Annotated in this window: 23 protein-coding genes; 11 read left to right on the top strand and 12 right to left on the bottom strand. The window is 64.4% G+C overall.

Annotated elements, in window-relative coordinates; all coding sequences use genetic code 11:
• Positions 1-60: 60 nt before the first annotated feature.
• Positions 61-777: a GntR family transcriptional regulator gene (locus tag ACFQX9_RS28930; RefSeq protein WP_018456630.1), complete on the bottom strand. Its 717-nt coding sequence runs from the start codon at positions 775-777 to the stop codon at positions 61-63.
• A 94-nt stretch (positions 778-871) separates the two neighbouring features.
• On the opposite strand from ACFQX9_RS28930, the gene ACFQX9_RS28925 reads away from it, so the two are divergent.
• The 6 genes from ACFQX9_RS28925 (at position 872) to ACFQX9_RS28900 (ending at position 7,161) form a co-directional block, all read left to right on the top strand.
• Positions 872-1,891 carry an ABC transporter substrate-binding protein gene (locus ACFQX9_RS28925; protein WP_085348859.1) on the top strand — a complete coding sequence of 340 codons (1,020 nt, stop codon included), beginning with the start codon at positions 872-874 and terminating at the stop codon, positions 1,889-1,891.
• Positions 1,891-2,652, top strand: coding sequence for an ABC transporter ATP-binding protein (locus ACFQX9_RS28920; protein ID WP_027568369.1), 762 nt, complete (start codon positions 1,891-1,893; stop codon positions 2,650-2,652). The genes ACFQX9_RS28925 and ACFQX9_RS28920 overlap by 1 nt, the downstream gene beginning before the upstream one ends.
• Positions 2,653-2,663: 11 nt before the next feature.
• A complete protein-coding gene (locus ACFQX9_RS28915) occupies positions 2,664-3,521 on the top strand; it encodes an ABC transporter permease (protein WP_085348860.1) in 858 nt (285 codons plus the stop codon).
• Positions 3,518-5,257 (top strand): L-arabinonate dehydratase, encoded by a 1,740-nt coding sequence (araD, locus tag ACFQX9_RS28910; RefSeq protein ID WP_377791226.1) that lies wholly within the window; start codon positions 3,518-3,520, stop codon positions 5,255-5,257. The genes ACFQX9_RS28915 and araD overlap by 4 nt, the downstream gene beginning before the upstream one ends.
• Before the next feature lie 10 nt (positions 5,258-5,267).
• Positions 5,268-5,987, top strand: a complete 720-nt coding sequence (locus tag ACFQX9_RS28905; protein WP_085348862.1) for a ribonuclease activity regulator RraA — start codon at positions 5,268-5,270, stop codon at positions 5,985-5,987.
• An 82-nt stretch (positions 5,988-6,069) separates the two neighbouring features.
• On the top strand, positions 6,070-7,161 hold the full coding sequence (locus ACFQX9_RS28900) for an SMP-30/gluconolactonase/LRE family protein (RefSeq protein ID WP_085358481.1): 1,092 nt from the start codon (positions 6,070-6,072) through the stop codon (positions 7,159-7,161).
• A gap of 110 nt (positions 7,162-7,271) precedes the next feature.
• On the opposite strand, the gene ACFQX9_RS28895 is transcribed toward ACFQX9_RS28900, so the two are convergent.
• Entirely contained in the window at positions 7,272-9,371 is a 2,100-nt protein-coding gene (locus ACFQX9_RS28895) for a S9 family peptidase (RefSeq protein ID WP_377791225.1), read from the bottom strand.
• A 148-nt stretch (positions 9,372-9,519) separates the two neighbouring features.
• Between ACFQX9_RS28895 and ACFQX9_RS28890 the strand changes: the two genes are divergently transcribed.
• Both ACFQX9_RS28890 and ACFQX9_RS28885 read left to right on the top strand, forming a co-directional pair.
• Positions 9,520-10,956: an MBOAT family protein gene (locus ACFQX9_RS28890; RefSeq protein ID WP_231189627.1), complete on the top strand. Its 1,437-nt coding sequence runs from the start codon at positions 9,520-9,522 to the stop codon at positions 10,954-10,956.
• A complete protein-coding gene (locus ACFQX9_RS28885; protein WP_377791224.1) occupies positions 10,956-12,068 on the top strand; it encodes a hypothetical protein in 1,113 nt (370 codons plus the stop codon). The genes ACFQX9_RS28890 and ACFQX9_RS28885 overlap by 1 nt, the downstream gene beginning before the upstream one ends.
• Positions 12,069-12,171: 103 nt before the next feature.
• On the opposite strand, the gene ACFQX9_RS28880 is transcribed toward ACFQX9_RS28885, so the two are convergent.
• The 3 genes from ACFQX9_RS28880 to ACFQX9_RS28870 form a co-directional block, all read right to left on the bottom strand.
• Complete coding sequence (locus ACFQX9_RS28880) at positions 12,172-13,359, bottom strand: alanine--glyoxylate aminotransferase family protein (RefSeq protein WP_018456620.1); 1,188 nt, start codon at positions 13,357-13,359, stop codon at positions 12,172-12,174.
• A 107-nt stretch (positions 13,360-13,466) separates the two neighbouring features.
• A complete protein-coding gene (locus tag ACFQX9_RS28875; protein WP_026233211.1) occupies positions 13,467-14,207 on the bottom strand; it encodes a thermonuclease family protein in 741 nt (246 codons plus the stop codon).
• Between the two features lie 215 nt (positions 14,208-14,422).
• Positions 14,423-16,150 (bottom strand): hypothetical protein, encoded by a 1,728-nt coding sequence (locus tag ACFQX9_RS28870; protein WP_085358483.1) that lies wholly within the window; start codon positions 16,148-16,150, stop codon positions 14,423-14,425.
• Between the two features lie 424 nt (positions 16,151-16,574).
• Between ACFQX9_RS28870 and ACFQX9_RS28865 the strand changes: the two genes are divergently transcribed.
• Complete coding sequence (locus ACFQX9_RS28865) at positions 16,575-17,423, top strand: caspase family protein (RefSeq protein ID WP_018456617.1); 849 nt, start codon at positions 16,575-16,577, stop codon at positions 17,421-17,423.
• Between the two features lie 165 nt (positions 17,424-17,588).
• Here the strand turns inward: ACFQX9_RS28865 and ACFQX9_RS28860 are convergent, their stop codons facing one another.
• The 3 genes from ACFQX9_RS28860 to ACFQX9_RS28850 form a co-directional block, all read right to left on the bottom strand.
• The gene (locus ACFQX9_RS28860) at positions 17,589-18,476 is read right to left on the bottom strand and encodes an efflux RND transporter periplasmic adaptor subunit (protein ID WP_026233210.1); all 888 of its coding nucleotides are present in this window, start codon (positions 18,474-18,476) and stop codon (positions 17,589-17,591) included.
• 282 nt (positions 18,477-18,758) lie between these two features.
• Positions 18,759-19,883 carry a lactonase family protein gene (locus tag ACFQX9_RS28855; protein WP_377791222.1) on the bottom strand — a complete coding sequence of 375 codons (1,125 nt, stop codon included), beginning with the start codon at positions 19,881-19,883 and terminating at the stop codon, positions 18,759-18,761.
• 120 nt (positions 19,884-20,003) lie between these two features.
• Positions 20,004-20,135: a hypothetical protein gene (locus tag ACFQX9_RS28850; RefSeq protein WP_256465316.1), complete on the bottom strand. Its 132-nt coding sequence runs from the start codon at positions 20,133-20,135 to the stop codon at positions 20,004-20,006.
• 138 nt (positions 20,136-20,273) lie between these two features.
• On the opposite strand from ACFQX9_RS28850, the gene ACFQX9_RS28845 reads away from it, so the two are divergent.
• Together ACFQX9_RS28845 and ACFQX9_RS28840 are read left to right on the top strand one after the other, a co-directional pair.
• On the top strand, positions 20,274-20,450 hold the full coding sequence (locus ACFQX9_RS28845; RefSeq protein WP_157642977.1) for a hypothetical protein: 177 nt from the start codon (positions 20,274-20,276) through the stop codon (positions 20,448-20,450).
• Positions 20,451-20,545: 95 nt separating this feature from the next.
• Positions 20,546-20,668: a hypothetical protein gene (locus ACFQX9_RS28840; protein WP_018456612.1), complete on the top strand. Its 123-nt coding sequence runs from the start codon at positions 20,546-20,548 to the stop codon at positions 20,666-20,668.
• 67 nt (positions 20,669-20,735) lie between these two features.
• Here the strand turns inward: ACFQX9_RS28840 and ACFQX9_RS28835 are convergent, their stop codons facing one another.
• From ACFQX9_RS28835 to ACFQX9_RS28820, 4 genes are all read right to left on the bottom strand, one after another.
• Positions 20,736-21,095, bottom strand: a complete 360-nt coding sequence (locus ACFQX9_RS28835) for a hypothetical protein (protein ID WP_377791221.1) — start codon at positions 21,093-21,095, stop codon at positions 20,736-20,738.
• A gap of 202 nt (positions 21,096-21,297) precedes the next feature.
• The gene (locus ACFQX9_RS28830; protein WP_166517548.1) at positions 21,298-22,215 is read right to left on the bottom strand and encodes an MBL fold metallo-hydrolase; all 918 of its coding nucleotides are present in this window, start codon (positions 22,213-22,215) and stop codon (positions 21,298-21,300) included.
• Positions 22,216-22,343: 128 nt separating this feature from the next.
• Positions 22,344-23,126 carry a 3-hydroxybutyrate dehydrogenase gene (locus ACFQX9_RS28825; RefSeq protein WP_247474453.1) on the bottom strand — a complete coding sequence of 261 codons (783 nt, stop codon included), beginning with the start codon at positions 23,124-23,126 and terminating at the stop codon, positions 22,344-22,346.
• A gap of 34 nt (positions 23,127-23,160) precedes the next feature.
• Positions 23,161-24,165: a patatin-like phospholipase family protein gene (locus ACFQX9_RS28820; protein WP_377791220.1), complete on the bottom strand. Its 1,005-nt coding sequence runs from the start codon at positions 24,163-24,165 to the stop codon at positions 23,161-23,163.
• Positions 24,166-24,178: the final 13 nt, after the last annotated feature.

Raw genomic sequence — 24,178 nt, 5'->3', positions numbered from 1 at the left:
TTGCGTCAATTTATGCACGGTGACGTGCACAAGCGCTCGCGACAACCGCGCGCCATATGCCTAGTCGGTCAAATATTCCGGATAGTGGCTTCGGATCGTGTCGAGCTCGCTCAACGTGCCCGACAGGTGCTTGCGCAGATGCTGTTGCGCAGCATCGGCGTCGCCGGCCTCGATCGCGCGCGTGATCAGCTTGTGGTGGCGGACGATGTTCTGGGCCTTGCCGGGTGAGGGCAGATGCATCCGGCGCAGCCGGTCGATATGTCCGCTACGGCTGCGCACCAGCGTCCAGAGTTCCTGCTTGCCGGCCGCGGCATAAAGCTGCGCGTGAAAATCATTGTCGCCAGCGATGAAGCTCTCGAAGTCTCCGGCCTTGGCGAATTGCTGCTGGAGCGCGATCGTGTGGTCGAGGCGTATGACCAGGGCTTCGCCGTGCTGCTGCGCGAGCAGCCGGACGATTTCGAGCTCCAGCGCCTGGCGCAGGAAATGGGCCTGCTCGGCCCGACCGACGTCGACGCGGCTGACGACGGTGGCGTGCTGCGGAAACACGTCGACCAGCCCTTCTTCCTCGAGCCGCATCAAGGCGTCGCGGATCGGCGTCGAGCTGACGCCGAATTGTGCGGCGAGATCCGTGCGCGACAGCGGCGAGCCCGGCGGCAATTCGAGCGCGAGAATGGCATTGCGCAGCCGCTCGAATACTTGCGGTGCGGCCTGCCGGGCCCGGTCGAGCCGCGCGCCGGGGCGGGGGGCTACGCGGGGCGCGGGTTCGGCTGGTTCCATGCGAAGCCCTCCGGCCAGCTTGCCTTTGATACACTAATGCATTAGTGCATTAGCAAGATCGCTCGTCAATGGCGGCCGGAGGAAACGAACAACAATGATCAAGCAATTTCAGTGTGGCCTCACGGCCGTCGCCCTGATCGCCGCAGCGGCGCTGACGGCTTCGCCAGCAAAGGCGCAGCAGAAGTCCGAGATCTCGCTGTCTCGCCAGCCCGGCATTTTCTACATGCCGAGCCACATCATGGAAAAGCAGAAGCTGATCGAGAAGCACGCCGCTCAGCTCGGGGTGGCCGGCGTCACCACCAAATGGGTCACCTTCTCCGGCGGCGGTGCGCAGACCGATGCGCTGCTCGCGGGCGGGGTCGACATCCTCAACACCGGCACCGGCAATCTGCTGCTGCTGTGGGACCGCACCCGCGGCGGCGTCAAGGGCATCGTCGCGACCTCGGCGCAGCCGATGACGCTGATCAGCCGCGACGCCAACATCAAGTCGATCAAGGATTTCGGCCCCAACGACAAGATCGCCGTGCCGACCGTAAAAGTCTCGACCCAGGCGATCGTGCTCCAGATCGCCGCCGCCGAAGCCTTTGGTCCCGACCAATGGTCGAAGCTGGACGTCAACACGGTGCAGCTCGGCCATCCCGACGCCTATGCGGCGCTGTCCAACGCCAAGCACGAGGTGCACACCCATTTCTCGATTCCGCCGTTCACCTTCCTCGAGCTGAAGAACGTGCCGGGCGCGCATGTCGTGCTGTCGTCGCCTGACGTGATGGGCGGCCCGCTCAGCCAGGCGCAGTTCTTCACCACCACGAAGTTCGCTGATACCAACCCGAAAATCATCCAGGCCGTGCGCGATGCGACCAAGGAAGCTCAGGATCTGATCCGCAGCGACACCAGACAGGCGGTCGAGATCTACAAGGAGATCACCGGCGACAAGACCTCGGTGGAAGAGCTGCTCGATCTCCTCCAGGAGCCCGGCATGATGGAGTGGAATCTCGAACCGCAGGGCACGATGAAATTCGCCGCCCATCTGTTCAAGACCGGCACGCTGAAGACTCAGCCCAAGGCCTGGACTGACTATTATCTCCCCGTCGCCCACGATCTGAAGGGCAACTGATGGCGCTGCTCGACGTCAGCTCCGTGACGCTGCGCTACAAGACCTCCAGCGCCGTCGTCACGGCGACCGAACGGGTCAGCTTCACAGTCGACAGGTCCGACCGCTTCGTGCTGCTCGGGCCGTCCGGCTGCGGCAAGTCGACCCTGCTCAAGGCCGTCGGCGGCTACATGGCGCCGAGCGAAGGCCGCATGACCATCAACGACCGCGAGATTCACGGTCCCGGCGCCGATCGCATGATGATCTTCCAAGAGTTCGACCAGCTGCTGCCTTGGAAAAGCGTGCTGGCCAACGTGATGTTTCCGCTGCTGACCGCGCGAAAATTGTCGCGCAAGGATGCCGATGCGCGGGCGCGGGCCTATATCGAGAAAGTGGGCCTCACCCGCGTGGTCGACGCTTATCCGCACACGCTCTCCGGCGGCATGAAGCAGCGCGTGGCGATCGCGCGCGGCATGGCAATGGAGCCCGACATCCTACTGATGGACGAGCCGTTCGCCGCGCTCGACGCGCTGACGCGGCGAACCTGCCAGGACGAGCTGCTCCAGCTCTGGAGCGAGACCAAATTCACCGTGCTGTTCGTGACCCACTCGATCGCGGAAGCGATCCGCATCGGCAACCGCATCCTGCTGTTGTCGCCGCATCCCGGCCGCGTCAAGGCCGAGGTGGTCGACGTCGACAAGGTCTCCAATGACGATGGCAGTGCCGGCCGGCTGGAGAAGGAGATTCACGATCTCCTGTTCGCCTCCGAAGCAACGGCGCATTGAGGGAGCCTCTCATGGGCGAAGCGAGAATAATGCTGCGTGACGCGCCGGTCGTCGGCAGCGCAGCCGAGGTCGAGCGCAAGCTGAGCGTGCCCGAGCTGTTGTGGAACGACGGCTTTGTCCGCAAGACCGTCATCATCCTGTTCCTCGCGGCGGTCTGGGAGGCCTACGGCCTCGCCCTCGACAATCCCCTGCTGTTTCCGACGCTGCACGACACGATCCTCACGCTCTACGATCGCGTCAAGGACGGCACGATTCCCATGCGGGCCTGGGCTTCGCTAAAAGTGCTGTTCATGGGCTATTCAGCCGGCATCGCGCTCGCCGCGATCTTCACCGTGCTCGCGATCTCCACCCGCATCGGCACCGATTTCCTTGAGACGGTCACGGCGATGTTCAATCCGCTGCCGGCGATCGCGCTGTTGCCGCTCGCTTTGATCTGGTTCGGTCTCGGCAACGGCAGTCTGGTGTTTGTGCTGATCCATTCGGTGCTGTGGCCGGTCGCGCTCAACACCCATTCGGGCTTCAAGAGCGTGTCCAACACGCTGCGCATGGTCGGCCGCAATTACGGCCTTCGGGGATTGCCGTACGTGGCGAAAATCCTCATCCCCGCCGCGTTCGGCTCGATCCTGACCGGCCTCAAGATCGGCTGGGCCTTTGCCTGGCGCACGCTGATCGCGGCCGAGCTGGTGTTCGGCGTGTCGTCGGGGCAGGGCGGGCTCGGCTGGTTCATCTTCGAAAACCGCAACCTGCTCGACATACCTGCGGTCTTCGCCGGCCTCTTGACGGTGATCATCATCGGGCTTTTTGTCGAAAACCTGATCTTCCGCGCCATCGAGCGGAACACCGTGCAGAAATGGGGCACCCAATCATGACCAAGAAGAAACTAACGCCCGACCAGCTCCGCAGCGCGCGCTGGTTCGCACCCGACGATCTCCGCTCGTTCGGCCATCGCTCCCGCACCATGCAGATGGGCTACGCGCCGGAGGAGTGGAAGGACCGCCCGTTCATCGCGATCCTCAACACCTGGTCGGACGCGCAGCCCTGCCACATGCACTTCAAGTCGCGCGTTGACGACGTCAAGCGCGGCATCCTGATGGCCGGCGGCCTGCCGCTGGAGCTGCCGGCACTGTCGCTGTCGGAATCGCTGCTCAAGCCGACCACCATGCTCTATCGCAATCTGCTGGCGATGGACGCCGAGGAGCTGTTGCGCAGCCATCCCGTCGACGGCGTGGTGCTGATGGGCGGCTGCGACAAGACCACGCCGGCGCTGCTGCTGGGTGCGACCTCGATGAACATCCCGGCGATCTATCTGCCGGCAGGTCCGATGCTGCGCGGCAATTGGAAGGGCAAGACGCTCGGCTCGGGCTCGGACGGCTGGAAATACTGGGACGAGCGGCGCGCCGGAAAAATCTCCGACAAGGACTGGCTCGACATCGAGGCCGGCATTGCGCGCAGCTACGGCACCTGCATGACCATGGGCACGGCTTCCACCATGACCGCGATTGCAGAGGCGATCGGCATGACGCTGCCGGGCGCGTCCTCGATTCCCGCCGCTGATGCCAACCATATCCGCATGGCCTCGGAATGCGGGCGCCGTATCGTCGAGATGGTCTGGGAAGATCTGACGCCGAAGACGATCCAGACCCGCAAGGCGTTTGAGAACGCGATCGCGGTGGCGATGGCCATGGGCTGTTCGACCAATGCGATCATCCATCTGATCGCGCAGGCCCGCCGCGCCGGTCTCGACATCGGCCTCGACGATTTCGAGATTGCGAGCCGCAAGGTGCCCGTGATCGCCAATGTGCGGCCGAGCGGCGATGCCTATCTGATGGAGGACTTCTTCTATGCCGGCGGCCTGCCGGCGCTGATGGGGCAGATCAAGCCGCATCTGCATCTCGACTGCATCACCGTCACCGGCCTGACGCTGGGCGAGAATATCGCGCATGCCGAGGTCCACAATGACGATGTGATCCGCTCGATCGACAATCCCATCTACAAGGAAGGCGCCCTCGCGGTGCTCAAGGGCAATCTCGCGCCCGACGGCTGCGTCATCAAGCCGTCGGCCTGCGCGCCGCGCTTCCTCAAGCACACCGGGCCGGCGCTGGTGTTCGACGACTATCCTTCGATGAAGAAGGCGGTCGACGATCCCGATCTCGAGGTCACCGAAGACCACATTCTCATTTTGCGCAATGCGGGGCCGCAGGGCGGGCCGGGCATGCCGGAATGGGGCATGCTGCCGATCCCGACCAAGCTTGTGAAGCAGGGCGTCCGCGACATGGTGCGGATCTCCGATGCGCGCATGAGCGGCACCAGCTACGGCGCCTGCATTTTGCATGTCGCTCCCGAATCCTATGTCGGCGGACCGCTCGCGCTGGTGCGGAACGGCGACCGCATCACGCTCGACGTCGGCGCCCGCACCATCAATCTCGACGTGTCGGAAGCCGAGCTCGACAAGCGCCGCGCCGCCTGGAAGCAGCCCGAGCGCCGCTTCGAGCGCGGCTATGGCTGGATGTTCACCAAGCACATCAAGCAGGCCAATGACGGCTGCGACTTCGACTTCCTCGAGACCGATTTCGGCGCGCCGATCGGCGAGCCCTCGATTTACTAGAGAGCGTGACATGACCAAACTTGCCGAGGCCACCCGCAACAAGCTCAAATCCGTCTCCACCGCCACCGTCGCAACCGCGTTGTTCAAGCGGGGCCTGCGCATCCAGATGATCCAGGATGTGCACCCGCTCAGTGCCGACCAGCCGACCATGGTCGGTGAAGCCTTCACGCTGCGCTATATGCCGGCGCGCGAGGATCTCAACACCATCGAGGTCTTCAAGGACCGCTCCCATCCGCAGCGCAAGGCAGTCGAGGATTGCCCGGCGGGCAGCGTGCTGGTGATGGACAGCCGCAAGGACGCGCGCGCCGCGTCCGCCGGTGCGATCCTGGTCACGCGCTTGATGAAGCGCGGTGTCGCCGGGGTCGTCACCGATGGCGGTTTTCGCGACTCGGCCGAGATCGCCAAGCTCGGTATCCCCGCCTACCACCACCGCCCAAGCGCGCCGACCAATCTGACGCTGCATCACGCCATCGAGATCAACGTGCCGATCGGCTGCGGGGATGCGCCCGTGTTTCCCGGCGACGTCATTCTCGGCGACAGCGACGGCGTGATCGTGATCCCTGCGCATCTCGCTGAGGAGATCGCCAACGAGACCTTCGAGATGACCGCGTTCGAGGACTTCGTCACCGAAGAAGTCAACAAGGGCCGCGGCATTTTCGGTCTCTATCCCGCGACGGACCCGCAGACGCTGACCGACTTCGCCGCATGGCGGAAGGCGAACGGAAGGTAAAGGCCGCGCGCCGACACCAAGCATATCAAGAAACAGGCCGGCCGCAGCAAGCGCCGGCCTTAAATCACCCAGGGAGGACTCCATGAATTTCACGCGACGCAACCTCTTGGCCGGCGCTGGCGCTGCGGCCACTTCCGCGCTCCTCGCCCGCGCCGCCGGTGCCCAGTCGTTTCCGTTCGCGCCGAACCAGCGCTACCCCGATCCCGCCGTTCAAATCCTCGATCCCAGTTTTGGAAAGTACCGGCTTTATTCCTCGACGCTCGAGCAGGTCGCGACCGGCATGCGTTGGGCCGAAGGCCCCGCCTATTTTCCCGAAGGCGGCTATCTGCTGTTCTCGGACATTCCCAACAACCGGATCATGAAGTTCGACGAGAAGACCGGGCAGACCAGCGTGTTCCGCGCCAATGCCAACTACGCCAACGGCAATGCGCGCGACCGCCAGGGCCGCCTCGTCAGCTGCGAGCACTCGGTGACCCGCCGCATCACCCGCACCGAGAAGGACGGCAAGATCACCGTGCTGGCCGAGAAGTTCGAGGGCAAGCGGCTGAACGCGCCGAACGACATCGTGGTGAAGTCCGACGACAGCATCTGGTTCACCGACCCGCTGTTCGGCATCAACGGCGAGTGGGAGGGCAAGAAGGAAAAGGCCGAGCAAGCCACCACCAACGTCTACCGCATCGCTAAGGACGGCAAGCTCAGCGCTATGCTGACCGACCTCGTCAATCCGAACGGCCTCGCCTTTTCGCCTGACGAGAAGAAGCTCTACGTGGTCGAGTGGAAAGGTACGCCCAACCGCAGCATCTGGAGCTATAATGTCGGTGACGACGGTTCGCTCAGCGGCAAGACCAAGCTGATCGACGCGGCTGACCAGGCCTCGCTCGACGGTTTTCGCGTCGACCGCGACGGCAATCTCTGGTGCGGCTGGGGCTCCAACGGTGCGCTGCAATCCGAGCCGACCGACATCGCCGGCCGCAAGGTTTATCAGCTCAAGGCCAAGTCGGAGGATCTCGACGGCGTGATGGTGTTCAACGCAGAGGGCAAGCCGCTCGCCTTCATCAAGCTGCCCGAACGCTGCGCCAATCTCTGCTTCGGCGGGCCGAAGAACAATCGCCTGTATATGGCAAGCAGCCACTCGGTGTATGCGCTGTATGTGGAGGCGCATGGGGCCGTGTGAGGCTTCGCCTCTCTCGAGGCCGTAGCCCGGATGGAGCGCAGCGCAATCCGGGGCTGTGATGTCGTCTGCACTAATCCCGGATTTCGCTGCGCTCCATCCGGGCTACGAAGTCACGCCTCCGCCATCCCCGCCGCCCACAGCGCGAACGCATAGACGATCGCGACTTCATCGAGCCGGTTGAAGCGTCCCGATGCGCCGCCGTGGCCGGCGCCCATGTTGGTGCGGAGCAGGACCGGGCCGCCGCCGCTCATGGTCGCGCGCAGGCGCGCGATCCATTTGGCGGGCTCCCAATAGGTGACACGCGGATCGGTCAACCCGCCCATCGCCAGGATCGCCGGATAGTCTTTCGCCGCGACATTGTCGTAGGGCGAATAGGACAGGATGGTGCGGAAATCCTTCTCGCTCTCGATCGGGTTGCCCCATTCCGGCCATTCCGGCGGCGTCAGCGGCAGCGTGTCGTCGAGCATCGTGTTGAGCACGTCGACGAACGGCACTTCGGCGACGACGCCGGCGAACAATTCGCCGGCGCGGTTCGCCACCGCGCCCATCAGCATGCCGCCGGCCGAACCGCCGTGGCCGACAATGCGCTTTGCACTGGTGTACTTCGCATCGATCAGCGCGCGTGCGCTGGCGGCAAAATCGTCGAACGAATTGGTCTTCTTCTCGCGCTTGCCGTCGAGGTACCAGCCCCAGCCCTTGTCGGCGCCGCCGCGGATATGGGCGATGGCATAGACGAAGCCACGGTCGACCAGCGACAGGCGGTTGGCGCTGAACGAAGCCGGCATCGCCATGCCGTAGGAGCCGTAGCCGTAGAGCAGCAGCGGCGCCGCGCCGTCGAGCGTGAGTCCGCGGCGATGGAGGATCGAGACCGGCACCTCGGCGCCGTCATGCGCTTTCGCCATGATGCGGGTGGTGACGTAGTCGCTCGCATTGTGGCCGGACGGGATCTCCTGCCGCTTGCGAAGGGTGCGCGTGCGCTTGACCATGTCGTAATCGTAGACTTCCGACGGCGTCGTCATCGACGAATAGGCGAAGCGCAAATTGGTCGTCTCGAATTCGTAGGAGCCCATCGTATCCAGCGAATAGGCCGCTTCGTCGAACGCGATCGCGTGCTCCTCGTTCGAGGCGAGGTCGCGGATCACGATGGACGGCAGCGCGTTGGCGCGCTCCAGCCGCACCATGTGGCCGGCATAGAGATCGAGGTCGATGATGTAGATGCCCGGGCGATACGGGATCAGATCGCGCCAGTTCTTGCGCTCGGGTGAGGCGAGCGGCGCGGTGACGATCTTGAAGTCGATGGCATCGTCGGCGTTGGTCAGGATGAAGAGTTCGTCGCCACGGTCGGCCAGCGAATATTGCACGCCTTCCTTGCGTGCCGCGACCAGGCGCGGCGGTGCGTCGGGGTGGGCGAGGTCGATCAGCCGCTGCTCGGAGGTCTCGTGGTCGCCGCCCGCGATCACGCAGAAGCGGCCACTGGTGCTCTCTTGCAGATGGGTGAACCAGCCGGAATCCTGCTCCTCGTAGACCAGCGTGTCGTCGGCTTGCCCAGTGCCGAGCTTATGCCGCCACGCCTGCATCGGGCGGTGGTTGTCGTCGAGCTTCACGTAGAAGAACGACGTCGCATCCTTGCTCCAGACCACGCCGCCGTCGGTCTCCTCGACGACGTCGTCGAGGTCCTTGCCGGTCGCCCAGTCGCGCACGCGGATGGAGAAATACTCCGAGCCCTTGGTGTCGGCGCTCCAGGCCTGCAGCCTGTGGTCGTTCGAGTGCCGGCTGCCGCCGAACTTGAAGTATTCATGGTCCTTGGCGAGCGCATCGCCGTCGAGCACGATGTGGCCCTCGCCGCCGTCGCGCGGCATACGGCCGAACAGCTCGTGCTGACCGCCCTCGCGGAATTTGCGGAAATAGGCGAAAGGACCATCCGGCGACGGCACGCTGGAATCGTCCTCCTTGATCCGCCCCCGCATCTCGCGCACCAGCGTTTTCTGGAGCGCCGCGGTATGGCCGAGCAGGCTCTCGGTGTAGCCATTTTCTGCGTCGAGATATTTGCGGATGTCGGGATCGAGCACCGCGGGGTCGCGCAGCACCTCCTGCCATTTCTCGTCCTTCAACCAGGCATAGTCGTCGGTCACGGTGATCCCGTGTCGCGTGAAGGAATGCGGCCGGCGCGGCGCGAGGGGGGGCAGGGAAGGTGTTTTGGCTTGTGTCACTCGATCCTCATTCAGATGCGTGTTTCACCTTATATCGTCCCGCTTCCGTGAATTGCCAGCGTCGCTGCGGGCGTCGTCGCCGGGTTGTTGACGGGCCGCTTGTATGCTTTAGGGGCCGGGTCTTTAGTCCTGCCGCCGGTCCAGCCTGATGTTGTTCAATTCCTACCCGTTCATCCTGCTGTTCCTGCCCGTCGCGCTGGCTGGCTATTTCTGGCTCGGGCGGCGCAGCAATCTGGCCCCGGTGATCTGGCTGGCGGCGGCCTCGCTCACCTTCTATGCCATTGGCAACTGGCAGTTCGTGGCCCTGTTGCTGCTATCGATCGCCTTCAACTACGGCATAGGCCACCTCCTCATCGTGGCCAAGCTTACTTCGTCGCAACGAAAGGTGGCACTGGCCCTCGGCGTCGCCGGCGATCTTCTCGTACTTGGCATCTTCAAATATGCCGGCTTCGTCACCGAGAACGTCAACGCGCTGGCCGGCACGCACTTTGCGGTCCACATCCTGCTGCCGGTCGGCATCTCCTTCTACACGTTCACCCAGATCGCGTTCCTGGTTGACGCCTGGCGCGGGCAGGTCGCGGCCTACGCGCTGCCACACTATGCGCTGTTCGTGACCTACTTTCCGCATCTGATCGCGGGGCCAATCCTTCACCACAAGGACATGATCCCGCAATTCGAGCGGGAGGAAACCAAGCATCCGCATGCGCATCTGATCCTGTGCGGCCTCATCATCTTCGCAATCGGCCTGTTCAAGAAGACCTGCCTTGCCGATGGCATCCAGCCGCTGGTCGCGCTCGCCTTCGATGCGCGCGCGCCGAGTTTTGATCAGGCCTGGCTCGGTGCACTCGCCTACACGTTCCAGCTCTATTTCGACTTTTCCGGCTATTCCGACATGGCGATCGGGATATCGCTGATGTTCGGCATCTTCCTGCCGGTCAATTTCAACTCGCCCTACAAGGCCACCAGCATCGTCGAGTTCTGGCGCCGCTGGCACATGACGCTGTCGCACTTCCTGCGCGACTATCTCTACATCCCGCTCGGGGGCAACAGGCGCGGGCGCGTGCTGCGCTACATCAACTTGCTGCTCACGATGCTGCTCGGCGGGCTCTGGCATGGCGCGGCCTGGACTTTTGTCATTTGGGGCGCCCTGCATGGCGCCTATCTCTGTATCAATCACGCTTTCAACGCGCTGGTGCCGAATGTTCCGAAGTGGCTCGCGCACACGACGCGTGTCGCCGGAGCCGTGCTGACATTCCTCGCCGTCGTTGTCGCCTGGGTCTTCTTCCGTGCCGAACGGGTCGATTGGGCAATGCGGATTGTGAATGCGATGGCCGATCCCTCCAACATCGTGTTCGGCCGCGAGGAGATTGCGGCGTCGGTGATGGTCACGATCTATGCCGCGCTGGTGTGGCTGGCGCCGAACACGCAAGGACTCATGGGGTACGACCACGCCAATCGCAGGGTCGGCGATGGCCTGATGTCCGGACGGATGCGACCGCTGGTCCTCTATGGTGCGTCGCTGGTGCTTGCGTTCGGGATTTTGGGTATCCAGAGCCACAGCGAATTCATCTATTTCCGGTTCTGATGCGCGGCGCGTTCACATATCCAGGGCGTCTTCTCCTTGCGAGCATCGCGTGCGTGCTGGGCGCGGCTGCGCTCACCTATGTCATTGATCCCCTGCAACTGTTTCGGCCCTCGCGTCTCGTCGCGCCGTTCTATTCCGATGACACGCGCGTGCAGAATGCCGGACTGATCCGCAGCCAGTCGTTCGATACCGCCTTCATGGGTACCTCGCTCGCGATCCATTTCCGCCAGAGCGACATCGACCATGCCCTCGGCGTGCACTCGCTCAAGTTGGCGATGACCGGCTCCAATTCGCGTCAGCAGGGCTTTGTACTCGAGCAGGCCATCGACCGCGGCGCGAAGCGCGTGATCTGGGCGATGGACGATTTTATCTTTGTCGATGCTGCCGACATCGAGACCGATCCTTATCTCGCTGCCGATCTCTATCGCGAGACGGCAAAGGGGATCGCGTCCTATCTGTTCAGTGCGGCGATGGCGAAGGAATCCCTGTTCGCATTGCTGCGGTCGGTTCCGCCGCTGCGGGAGCCGCTGACCCGGGCGGCGCCTTTTCTGCCCGTCAAGTTTGCGCTTGAAGACGTCGACGACATTTATGCGTTGCCGCGCGATATCGACGTCGCGCGCGCCTATAATGCGAAAAGGACGCTCGCGGCTTTCGCCTATATCACCGATCCCGTGCGCAGCCGTTTTCTCGGCGAAGGCTATCGTTACGATGCGATGGTCCGGCATTTCGAGCGTGACGCCGTCGGCCTAATCGCGCGCCATCCGGACGTGACCTTCGACATCTACTTCCCGCCCTATTCGATCCTGCAATTCGTCGCGATGCGCGACGCTTCGCCTGCGACGCTGAAAATCGTCACGGACCTCACGGCCGTCATTGCGCAGCGCCTGACGCAGCTTCCCAATGTGCGTCTGTACGATTTCCGGGCGATCAAGGACGTGACGCACGACCTCGACAATTACGGCGACGTCATCCACCATTCGCCGGTGATCGATGCGAAGGTGCTGTCGTGGCTGGCGCGTGGGGAGTATCGGGTCGATCCGACGGCGCCACTTGCCTCGCTGGACGCGTTGAAGGCGCAGGTCGCGGCGTATCGGTTCCCGCCGCTGCCGTAGCCCGCATGAGCGAAGCGACATGCGGGGACTCGCGCAAGAATCCCGGGTGTCGCTTCGCTCACCCGGGCTACAAGATTGCTCCCACAAGAGAAGGAAAAGGCGTCTACACCGCCACCTCTTCGCCGAGATACGCGACCGCCGCTTCGAGCCCGCCTTTGCCGTGCGGGATCTTCAGCGCGTTCAGCCCGATCTCGATCACGCCCAACGTGCCGAGCAGCATCGGGGCGTTGACGTGGCCCATATGGGCGATGCGGAAGGCTTGTCCCGAGAGATCGCCGATGCCGGTGCCGAGCACGACGCCGCACTTCTCCTTGCAATAGCGTTGCAGGATTGCCGGATCGTGGCCGTTGCTCATGGTCACCGTGGTCACGGTGTTGGAGCGTTCGCTGGCTTCGGCGACGTTGAAGCCGAGCACCTGGCCTTCCGACCACGCGCCGACCGCGCGGCGTGCGGCCTCGCCGAGCAGGCTGTGACGTCGGAAGGCGTTCTCCAGTCCTTCCTCGTGCAGCAGGTCAATGGCCTGGCGCAGCGCGAACAGCAGATGCACCGGCGCGGTGCCGGCATATTTGCGATAGTGCTCGCTGCCCTCGCGCTCGCTCCAGCTCCAATAGGGCGTGCTCATGTTGGCGGTCTTCTGCACCTCGCGCGCGCGCGCGTTGGCCGCGACGAAGCCGAGGCCGGGCGGCGTCATCAGGCCCTTTTGCGAGCCCGACATCGCGACGTCGATGCCCCATTTGTCCATCTCGAACGGCATGCAGCCGAGCGAGGCCACAGTGTCGACCATGTACAGCGCCGGATGGCCGCTGGCCTTGATCGCCTTGCCGATCGCCTCGATGTCGTTCTGCACGCCTGAGGCGGTGTCGACCTGGACGACGACGACGGCCTTGATGGTGTGCTCCTTGTCGCGGCGCAGGCGCTCCTCGACCTCGTGCGGCCGCACCGCGCGGCGCCAGTCGCCCTTGAGCACCTCGACCTCGGCACCCATCAGCGCCGCGGCATGGCCCCAGCCGATCGCGAACCGTCCGCTTTCGAGCACCAGCACCTTGTCGCCGCGCGACAGCACGTTGCTCAATGCTGCTTCCCAGGCGCCGTGACCGTTGGCGATGTAGATGTAGGACTTGCCCTTGGTGGCAAACAGTTTCGAGATGTCACTGAGCAGGCTCTCGGTCAGATCGGTCATCTGTTTGGAGTAGATGTCGATCGCCGGACGATGCATCGCCCGCAGCACCTCGTCGGGCATATTGGTGGGCCCGGGGATGGCCAGAAATTCCCGGCCCGCGCGAACGGTCATTGCTGTTGGTCCTTGTTGCCTGAGAATAGGATGGTGGGTCGCTGATTCACACTTTTACGCGGCGCCGCGGTGCAAGAAAAGGCCGGAAAACGCAGGTCTGACGTGGGTTATCTCTTAGTCTCGCGGCAGCCCGCATCCTCGGCTTCCTCCACCGAGCAGAACCAGCGCGTGCCCTTGCTGATCTTCATCTTGATCTGCGCATACCAGCGGCTGGTCGGCCGGTGATAGATGCACTCGCCGGCGCTGTTGACGTTGCCCTTGATGGTGCAGTCCGGCGAGGGCGCGACCGGGCCCGAAGCCGAAGCGAGCAGGATCGCATGTGCGCCATCGGGCGGCTTGGTGGCGCCGAGGATGGTGGTCTTCTTGTTGCGCTCGCGCCAGTCCCAGGGCGCGATGAAGGCGCCTTGCCACATGCCGGCTTTTGCCTCCCGCGCGGCGGCATCATCGGCTTCGTAGTCGCGCGAGACGCGGGTGTAGGCCAGCGCCCAGCCTGCGCGCACCAGCCATTTCTGGATATCCTCGCCGCCGACGTCGCAGCGCGCCACGGTGCGGCCGCGCCGGTCGATCGACCGCGCATGGCAGACCCAGGTCTTGCCGTCGGCGTATTTGGCGAGCTCGTCGCGGGCCGCTATGCCGCAGGTCCAGCGCTCGCCCTTGTTGTTGAGGCAGAGCTGGTCGACCGCGGGGGCGTCGATGCCGCCGAGCCTGATCCGAGTGTTGCCGATCACCACCGCGTCGCCGGCGCGGACCTTCGCTGTGCCGGTGATGTCGGCGGCCCGCGCCGGCGATGGCAAGCCGGACAAGGAGAAGCCAAGCAATGACAGCGCAATCAGGGGTTTTCGCAACATGCCGGCCCGCGTGTGATGAAAACTGCGATAGACCTCGCAATTGTGGTCGGCTTTTGTCCGCTCGGCCAGCATATGCCTGGCAATTGGGCTTTCAACTTCCTGTCATCGGGCGAAGTTTAGTAGGGGTGGGTTAGCCGAAGGCGTAACCCACCTCTTTCGTCTCCATCGGCGGCAGAAGTGGTGGGTTACGCTTCGCTAACCCACCCTGCGCGACCTCATCCCCGCGCCATCGCCCGCTTGGCCACCGCCAGCGCCATCAGCACGAACGCCGACGTGACCTCCGGACCGCCCACCAGGATCCGCGTCGGCGTCTTCATCTTGTTCCACTCATAGGCGCGGAACGGGCCGCGGCGGCCGCCTTCGCCGACGCTCGCGACGATCACGTTCAGCGCCGGCGCAAAGGCGCGCGGGTCGGCGCCGAGATGGCCGAGCGCGATCAGGGCGAGCGCTGCGTCGAACACGTTCATTTCGGCGGCCATCAACTCGCCCTTGACGTAGGAGAGCACGCGGTGGCGGATGAAATCGAAATCGCCGTCGGGATCGATGATCGCCTGCGCCGCCAGCGGCAGCGCCAGGAAGGCAGCATAGCAGCGACCGAAATAGGCGCTGTAAAGCTCAGGCAAATAGTAGATATGCGAGCGCGGATTGGCGAAGGCGCCGCTCGCCGCCAGCCGCTTCTGGAAGCCGAGGATGCGATGCACGGTGGCGAGCCGCGCCGGCGTCTCCAATACTTTCCAGCGCGCGAGGTTGCGAAAGCTGACCTCGAGAATGTCGAGATTGAGCGTCGGATCGAGATCATTGCCATAGGGCCGCTCGCCCTTGAGATTGTCGATCCAGGTCGCAACCCCGCCCTCGTAATCGATATTGTCGTTGATCGGCACGGTCACGCGCGGCTCGTTGACGCCGGCGCGCACCTGATAGCCGGCATAGAAATCCAGCAGCGGCTGGTCGAGGATCGGATCGGTGCAGCCGGCCTGCGTCGCCGCGGAGATCGAGCACGCCGTGGTGTCGCAATCCGGCACGTAGACGCCGAAGCCGAGGTCCTGCTTGATCTGGGCGAAGTACCGTGAGAAGCGCGGATGCGGTGCCGGCGCGAGCGCGGTGATGACGTTGAACCGCGCCCCGTCGATGCCCTCGACCTCTTCGCGGCTGATGTTGACGCAGAAATCGACCATATCGGCAACCGCGCGCTCCGCCGCCATCTTGTCGGAGAGCGAGGCGAGACCGGTCTCAACGTAGCTCAACAGCGCCTCGATGAAGAACGCGTCGTAATAGGCCGAGCGGTGGCGGATCTGCACCGGCTCCCACATCGGTTCGGCAACCCCTCGCCAGGGCGGATTGACGACTGCGCGCGCCGGAGATCGCGCGATGAAGACACGGGCGAGGTTGAACAGCAGCGAGGAGTTCTTGTAGCCGCGCGCGTTGAGACCCGTGAGCGCCATGGTCAGCTCTCGGCCGCGGAAATCGGGATCGCCGATCAGGTTGAACGCGGCGTAGGTCGGCAGAAAGCCATTTTTGCGGTACGAGCCCAGCAGATGCTGCGCGCAGTCGCGGATCACGCCGTCGATCTGCGATTGTTGCGGCATGGCGCCGGTGAACATGGCCGGCGGCGGCTTGGGATGATCCAGCGCGATGCTGTCGACGAGATCGGCGACGGGCTGGCCGACCGCCGCCCAATTGGGCTCGGCCTCGTCGCGGGCGCGCACTAGGGCCTGGCGCAGCCGGGCCAGTTTGCCTTCGTCGCGCAGCTCGGGCAGCCCGGCCCGGCGGAGCAGCACCCGCAATGCGGGATTGCCGAGCGCGGTCTTGTAGAACTTAGGCAGATGCGGATCGCCGCTGGCCGCAACAGACAGTACGGGATCGCAGACGTCGTAAAGCGAGGGGCCGTCCTTCCGCGCCGTCAGCGCCCGGCAGGCGGCGCCGGCAAAATATTGAAAGCTCATGAAATAACCTGGTCGCGGGAATTGGCCGGGGGGCCGGCCGGCGCGCTCCCAGCCGCGCGCCACCCCCTGCAAGTCGTTGAAAAGCTACCCGGATTCGCAGGAAATACAAATGTGATGAGGGTCACAGAAAAAGCCGGCACGAAGCCTGCATAATCAGGCTCCGGAAGGCTACGGGGACGCAAAAAAATCACACATTGGGCAGTAAAAATTCGCTCATGTTTCCAGAGACTTAGCTCAAATTTTCGGCGATCTATTGCGGGGGAGGCGATATCCGGTTAAGGCTTTGTTTGGTGCGGCGCCGCAAATTGCGCGCAATTCGGGGGCACACCCCCGGCCAATCCCTCAAACCCAAAGACGCTATCGCGCTACTCAAACAGTGTGCGCGTGTTTGGCTGGTCTTTGGCACTGACAGGAATGACGCGAGATGAATGTAACGCAGCTCGACATTTCCCGACGCACGATCGCGGTGGCCGCAGCCCTCATCGGCACGGTCTCGCTCGTGATCGGCGCCCATGCTGCCCTCAATATGAGGGCGCTCGATGCCGCCAAGGCCGTCTCGACCGACCAGGTCACCGGCTCGATCGGCCAAGCCTCGCGTCTCGCCCTCGTCATCGGCAATGGACATTACCCCGACGCCAGCGCGCCGCTGACGCAGTCGATCAACGACGCCCGCGCGCTGTCCTCGTCGCTGCGCAAGAACGGTTTTGACGTCGACATGGTGGAAGACGCGACCAAGGACGACATGGTCCGCGCCGTCAATCGCCTGAAGTCCCGGATCAAGCCCGACACCGTCGTCATGCTGTTCTTCGGCGGCTACGGCGTGCAGGCCGGCCGCGAGAGCTACATGCTGCCGGTCGATGCCGTGATCTGGAAGGAAAGCGACGTCCGCCGTCACGGCGTCTCCATCGAGGGCGTGCTCGACATGATGAAGGAGCAGGGCGCCAAGGCCAAGCTCGTCGTGGTCGACGCCTCCCGCCGCAATCCCTATGAGCGCCGCTTCCGCTCCTACAGCCACGGCCTCGCGCCGATCAGCGCGACGGACAATGCGCTGATCCTCTCCTCGGCTTCGCCGGGCAAGGTCGTCGACGACGGCAAGGGCGAGCACAGCGTGCTGGTCAGCGAGTTCCTCAACAACCTCAATACGCAGGGCAGCGCCGAGAGCGTCTTCAACAAGACCCGCCTTGCCATCTCCCGCGCCAGCGAAGGCGACCAGGTCCCGACCGTCTCCTCCTCGCTGCTCGAGGACGTCCATTTCGGCGAAGCCGGCGGCTAGTTTTTCTTAGGTTCTGCGAAGTCTCGTGCCCCGGACGCGGCGCATCATGCAATGATGCGACGCAGAGCCGGGGCCTAGTTTTTAAGCTTATCGCTTGGACGAGAGATGGGTCCGGCTCTGCGCGGCAGCGTCACACGCTGCAGCGCGTCCGGGACATGAGCAATCCTACTTCGCCGCTTCCGTGGCCATCACCGTGCGCACCGGATCTCCTTCGCGCAGCAGCGCGCCGGCGCGGGCGACGACGATATCGCCCTCGTTGAGGCCGTCGCGAATCTCGATATTGCCGCCCGACATCAGTCCGACCTCGACGCGCTTGGTCTCGACGCGGTTGCGGCGGATCACCTGCACGACGGTGCCGGCGGAGGAATACTGCACCGAGGTCAGCGGCACCGCGACGTTGCAGCTCTGGCCCGACTTGATCAGTGCGCGCCCGCTCGCATTCAGCAACAGCCGCTTCTGCGAGGAGATGCCGATATAGACCATGCCCTGCTGGATGTTCGGCTCGACCGTCGGGCCGATGCGGCGCACCTTGCCGTCGATATCGCCGGCGCCGGCGATGCGCACGGTCGCCACCTGGTTGACCGCGAGCTTGCGCATATCGCTGGTCGCGACGAGGGCGACGAGATCGTACTCGCTGCGCGCCACGATCGTGAACAGCGCCTCGCCCTTGGCGGAGGCGAGGTTGCCGATCTGCGCGGTCGACGTCGCGATCACGCCTGCCACGGGGGCGGTGACCTGAAGCGTGCCGCCCTCGGGCAGTGCCAGCCGCGCCAGCACCTGGCCTGCGGTGGTGGTGTCGCCGGCTTCCGCCAGCACCTCTGTCACCTTCAGGCCGGGCCGCTCCGGCCGCACCGAGCTTGCCTCGCGCGCGATGATGGTGCCGGTGCCCTCGACGATGTCGGAGAAACAGGATTTTGCGACCTTCAGCACCGTGACCGCCGGCCCCTTGGGCGCGTCGTCATCGGCGGCGGCAGCGGGCTGGGCCGACAGCAACAGCAGTCCGGCGAGCGCAACGAGATGTCTGGAAACAGAACGCGCAGGCAATGATCGCATGGGTCATTCCGGTTGGGGCCTTGACGGCCTCATCGTTAGCAGAAGCGATCGCTGCGAGCCAAGGGCACGTCAGGGCCGGCCGGATGAGAATGCCGCAGCAGCACGGGCGGCGCGATGCCGCCCGTTGAATTAGTCGCCGCACAAGCAAAGAGGTTCGTCGGCCGCCCAACAAACGCGTCATGCCCGGGCTTGTCCGGGCATCCACGTTCTTTGTGCCGCGTAGCTAGGCGTGGATGGCCGGGACAAGCCCGGCCATGACGACGAGGAGGTACCAGCGCCCGCTCACGGCAGGCTCAAAAACTCCACCCAGTTCGGCTTCTTGCCGGTGGCGTAGGATTTCAGCTTGGTCAGCACCCCGCTGCTCTGGTCGATGGCATAGACCGTCATGCTGTCGGAGAGCTCGCCCACGGCGGCAAGGTAGCGCCCGCCGGGATCGATATGGAAGCCGCGTGGCTGCTTCTCGGTCGGCACGCTGCCGATGGTGGTCAGCTTGCCGGTGGTTGCATCGACCTTGTAGGCGGTGAGCGTGCTGGTGGTGCGCTCGGAGGCGTAGAGGAAACGGCCGTCGGGGGTGATTTGGATGTCGGCTGCCCAGGGCTTTCCGGTAAATCCTTCGGGCAGCGCGCTGGTGCGCTGGATCTCGTCCCATGCGCCGCCCTTGGCCTCATAGGCGAACGCCGCGACGTCGCCGTTTAGCTCGTGCAGGAGATAGACGAACTTGCCGTTGGGGTGGAACACGAAATGCCGGGGTCCCGATTTCTCCGGCACCTTGTGGGCCGGCGGATCGCTCGGCGTGAGCGTGCCGGTCGTGGCATCGAACGTGAAGGCCAGGATCTGGTCGGAGCCGAGATTGGTCGCGAACGCGAAGCGGTTGTCGGGCGAGGGCAGGAAGGCGTGCGCGTTCAGCCCGGTCGGGATCACCTGCTTCGGTTCGCCTGCGACGCCGTTGGCGAGCAGCGGATTCAGCGCGACCTTGTTGCCGCCATAGGAGGCGCTGAACAGGAATTTGCCGCCGCGGTCGATGGCGATGTAGGCCATGCTGTCGGCGAGCGGGCCGTTGCCGATATGGCTGAGCTGGCCGGTCTTCGGATCGATCGCAAAGCTCACCGCGAGAAACGGCTGCGAGCGGACACCGGCGATCAGCACGCGATGGTCGGGCGTGATCGCGAGCGGCGTCGAGGAGCCGAGCTTTTCGACGCCGGTGAAGCCGGCCGTCTGCACGGGCGTCATCTCGCCGCTCTCGGCCATCTTGAACACGCTGATGTCGTTACTGTCGGCATTGCCGACATAGGCGAACGTCTCGGCCATGCCGGCGCGGACTCCAGAAATGAGAGTGAGGAAAGCAAGCGTGGTGGCGATCGCGGCGCGGGGTACGCCGGATCTGATGCGTCGGGTCGATCTCAACATGGGGTCCTCCTGGATGCCGGTGCGGCATTTGTCGTTTTGCCGGCGAGGATAGCGGCAGCCGCCCCGCCGCGCCAAACTCCAATGGGGATCGATCGATGCCGAAATGGTATCGGTGGAGGTCTACCGTATGGCCGCTGTGCGCGAGGGCAGATGGAGCCCGGGCCGGGTGTGGGGCGGCCCGAGCACGGTCCACACGGTGACCGCGAGCAGCGCGCAGGTCAGGATCGTCCAGGCGACGAGTCGTTTCCGCATCAGGCCGAATCCGTCAGTCATATGAAGAGAATGCTCCCGGGGAGCGGGCTTGGCGATCGTGCACTGCAAATCGCGGCGATCCTATGAACTCGTTCACAGGCGAACCGAACCAATGCCGCGCGAGCGCATTGAACCGGCATGCCCCGTGAAAACGATCTCGAAGGTAAGCCCGACATGGGCGGCAAGCATGGCGGTCAGGCCGGCCAGCCCAAGTCGCCGCCGCGCCCGCGTCAGGGCGAGCGCGATGAGGACGTCGTGGCAAAGCGCCACACCGGCCAAACCGATCCCAACTCCGCGCCGACCAAACCAAAATAGCATCTCGCCCGCGCTGCACTCGCACCGGGAACGGCAGCCTCGTCTTGCCGTTACCCTGATCCCGCGGCGGATCAGATCGAAACGGAGGCTGGCACGTGTTTTGGATTTATTGGGACACCGCCTGGTCGCTCATCATCAGCGGCATCATGTTCGCCACCATCGTCGCCCATCCCGACTCCGAGTTCGTCGAGATCCACGCGGCCAAGCAGGTCAAGTGAGCCCGCGCCGGCCGGTTTGACGGCGCATGATCGCATGCTGCGCCGAGACGGGACGAAGGTTGAGACCTCAAATCATGCTGCCGGGCATGAAGCAGCGGATCATGGCGCGGCCGTTGACGTAATACGGCCAGACCATGGTGCGGCCGACGCGGTTTGGCTCGGTGATCACGGCGTCGTCGGGCACCTCGATCCAGTCGCCCAGGAGTCTCACGCGATAATGTCCGTTGCTGGTGTCCCAGTCGACATCGTCCAGCGCCGTGCCATCGGCATCGGCACAGCAGGGACCGCCGCCCTTGCTGCGCAGGCTCTCGAACCAGCCCTTGAGGGGCGAGTTCGCGTAGCGACCGTCGTCGCGGGCCTGCACGGATGGGCCGATCATGGCGGCAACCGCCACGAGAGTGATCATCCTGAATGCCGCGCTCGCCATGTCGCCTCGCTCGATCTCGCGCGCGCACGAACGCAGACGAGGAGCCGCCTGCGCTGCACGCGACGCAATGCTGGCTGGCGCCGCCGACCGGTTCCAGCCGTCTCAGCGGGGCGATAACCGCGAGGGTCGATGTTTGATCCTATTTTCAAGGGCGCGGACTTGTCGAGTCCGCGCCCTGCTTCAGCTCCAACCCGGCAAGCGGTCAGTAGTCCCAGAACACCGGCACCCAACGGAAGGCGTCGCCGTCGGCTGCCACCCGGCCCACGGACGGGAACGGCAGGTGCGTGGCCACCAGCATTTCCCCGGTCTCGGCAAGCTGTCGCAACAGACGGATGCGAACGCGCGCGGCCTCCTCGGGGTCGTGTTCGAACCCGTTAAACCAGTCGGGTTGCTCGAACCCGACGGCAAACACGGCGTCGCCGGCGAATGTCAGCGCATCATCGCCGGACGCCATGCGAACCACGCTATGTCCGGGGGTGTGACCGCCGGTGCGACGGGCGATGACGCCAGGTGCAATCTCGTGCTCGTCATCGAACAGCCTCAGCTGACTGCCGTACTCCTTCAGGAAATGCTTGGCGGTCGATCGAAGCGCGTCCGGAAAGCCTTCCGGCATGGCAGTGCGGGAGAAATCCGGCTTTTCCCAGAACTTGACCTCGGCGGCCGCGACGTGGATCCGCAGGTCCTTGCGCAGCTGCTGCTTCACGCCGTCGACCAGCAGGCCGCCAATGTGGTCCATGTGCAGATGAGTCAGCACCAGATCGGTCACCGCCGAAAGATCGATGCCGGCGGCCGCCAGTCGCCTGATCAACTGCCCGGCGCGCGGCAAGTTCAGGTTCGGATCCGAACCCAGTCCGGCGTCGATGAGGATGGTCTTGCCGCCGCTGCGAACCATGACGGCGTTCAGCGCCCAGTCGAAAGCGTCCTGCGGCAGGAACATGTCGTGCAGCCAGGTCGCCCGCACCGCCGGGTCGGCGTTGTGTGCGAGCATCTTGGTCGGCAGCGGCAGCACGCCGTCGCTGACCACCAGCACGTCGATCTCGCCGATCTTCAGTGCGTAGCGCGACGGAACGAGCTCTTCGGGTCCCGATGACACGGGATATGAGGTGTTGTGCAGATTCATGTTGGTCTCCTGTTTCAAGGTTGAGGCACTTGGTTGGTGTTGACTCTGGCTGGTCCTGGTTGAGCAGGCCGCGCCGCCAGCGAGAGCGCGGCCGTCATCGCTTGGTGAGTTAGAGGTTCGTCACGCGCTCATTGCGCGGTCCAGCCGCCATCGACGGAGATCGTCGTCCCCGTGATCTGGTCGGCCGCGGCCGAGCACAAGAAGGCGACGGTGCCACCGATCTGCTTAGGGGAGGCGAAGTCCAGCGATGGCTGTTTTTCGGAGAGAAGCTCTTCGGCCGCTTGCTTCTGGCTGATGCCTTTCTCCGCCGCGATGTCGCTAATCTGTTTCTCCACGAGCGGCGTGCGCACCCAGCCGGGACAGACCGCGTTGCAAGTGACGCCGCTGCCGGCGGTTTCGAGGCCTACCACCTTGGTGAGGCCGACGAGGCCATGCTTGGCCGCGACATAGGCTGCCTTGTGGGTGGATGCGACGAGACCATGCGTGGAAGCGATGTTGACGATGCGACCCCATCGCTGCTTTTTCATCTGGGGCACGGCCGAAGCGATGCCGTGAAATGCGGCCGACAGGTTGATGTCGAGAATGGCCTTCCACTTGGCGGGCGGAAACTCCTCGACCGGTGCGGTGAACTGGATGCCGGCATTGTTGACGAGGATGTCGAGCCGTCCGAAGTTCTCGATGGTTGCCGCGATCATTCCGCGCACGGCCTCACCATCAGACATGTCGGCGCCGTCATACGCGACGCGGACGCCGTCCTCGCGTTCGATGCCGCTGCGGATCTTCTCGATCTCCCCCGGATCTCCAAAACCGTTCAGGACGATATCGGCGCCGAGCCTGGCCAGTTCTCTTGCGATCCCGAGGCCAATGCCGCTGGTCGATCCGGTGACGATCGCTACTTTGCCTTTCAACATGAAAAACTCCTTTCGATGATGGTTGCCGGCGACGTCAATCGCGGCGGTGAATGTCGTGGGTGACGTGGGAGCGGTGACGGGCGAGCTCGGCGATGGCGCGCATTTCGGGATCGTTTCTTGCGGCGTCCGGCAATCTGTCGATCGTCCGCTGCAGCGCCTGCCGCATCTCCTGCATCCGTAGCGCCTGGTCGGTGACGGCGCGGGTACGACTGGAATACTGAATGTCCTTCTGCCGGCTCGACACCTCCATCATGTCGTGCGGCACGCGGCCCCGCGCCGACCAGAGATCGATCTGGAACGTCAGCGTGTCTTTCGCATCGCCCGACAGGACGCGAGAGAGAGGCGTGTTGGAGACCACGCCACCATCCCAGTAGTGCTCGGAGTCGATTTCGACGGCGGGAAATCCGGGCGGCAGCGCGCCCGAAGCCATGAAGTGTTTCGGACCGAGCCGCCGCTCGGCTGTGTCGAAATAGGTGAGATTGCCGGTGCGGACGTTGACCGCGCCGACGCTGACACGCACTTCGCCCGAGTTCAGCCGGTCGAAATCGACGAGCTGTTCCAGCGTCCGTTGCAACGGCGCCGTGTCATAGAAGCTGGTCGACGCGTCGCCCGAGAAGGGCGAGCACAGGGGCGAGGGGAAGCGCGGCCTGAAGAAGCCGGGCTGGCCCTGGAACAGCGCGCGCATCGCGGCAAGCGTGTTGTGCAGGGAGTTGAAGTCGAACGCGAACGGTAGCGCACCGGCCAGTCCCTCGCCGGCAGGCCATTCCACCGGGGTTGCGCAGATCGTCTCCCAGAACTCGCGCAGCCGTGCCACGCGCTCGTCTTCCGGGGAGCCCGCGATGATCGCGGCGTTGAGCGCGCCGATCGAGATGCCCGCCAGCCAGTTCGGCCGGATCCCGGCCTCGTGCAAGCCTTCGTAGACGCCGGCCTGGTAGGCCCCGAGCGCGCCGCCGCCCTGCAGCACCAGCGCAACGACATCGTAGGGCAGCGGATTGATCGGTCGTGCGGAATCGATTTGTTCGCGTGTCACGTTGAACATGGTGACTACTCCT

It is taken from the genome of Bradyrhizobium sp. GCM10028915 (assembly GCF_042666195.1).
Taxonomy (GTDB): Bacteria; Pseudomonadota; Alphaproteobacteria; order Rhizobiales; family Xanthobacteraceae; genus Bradyrhizobium; species Bradyrhizobium canariense_D.
The sequence above is the reverse complement of the archived record's forward strand: the minus strand, read 5'-3'. Positions and strand labels throughout refer to the sequence as shown.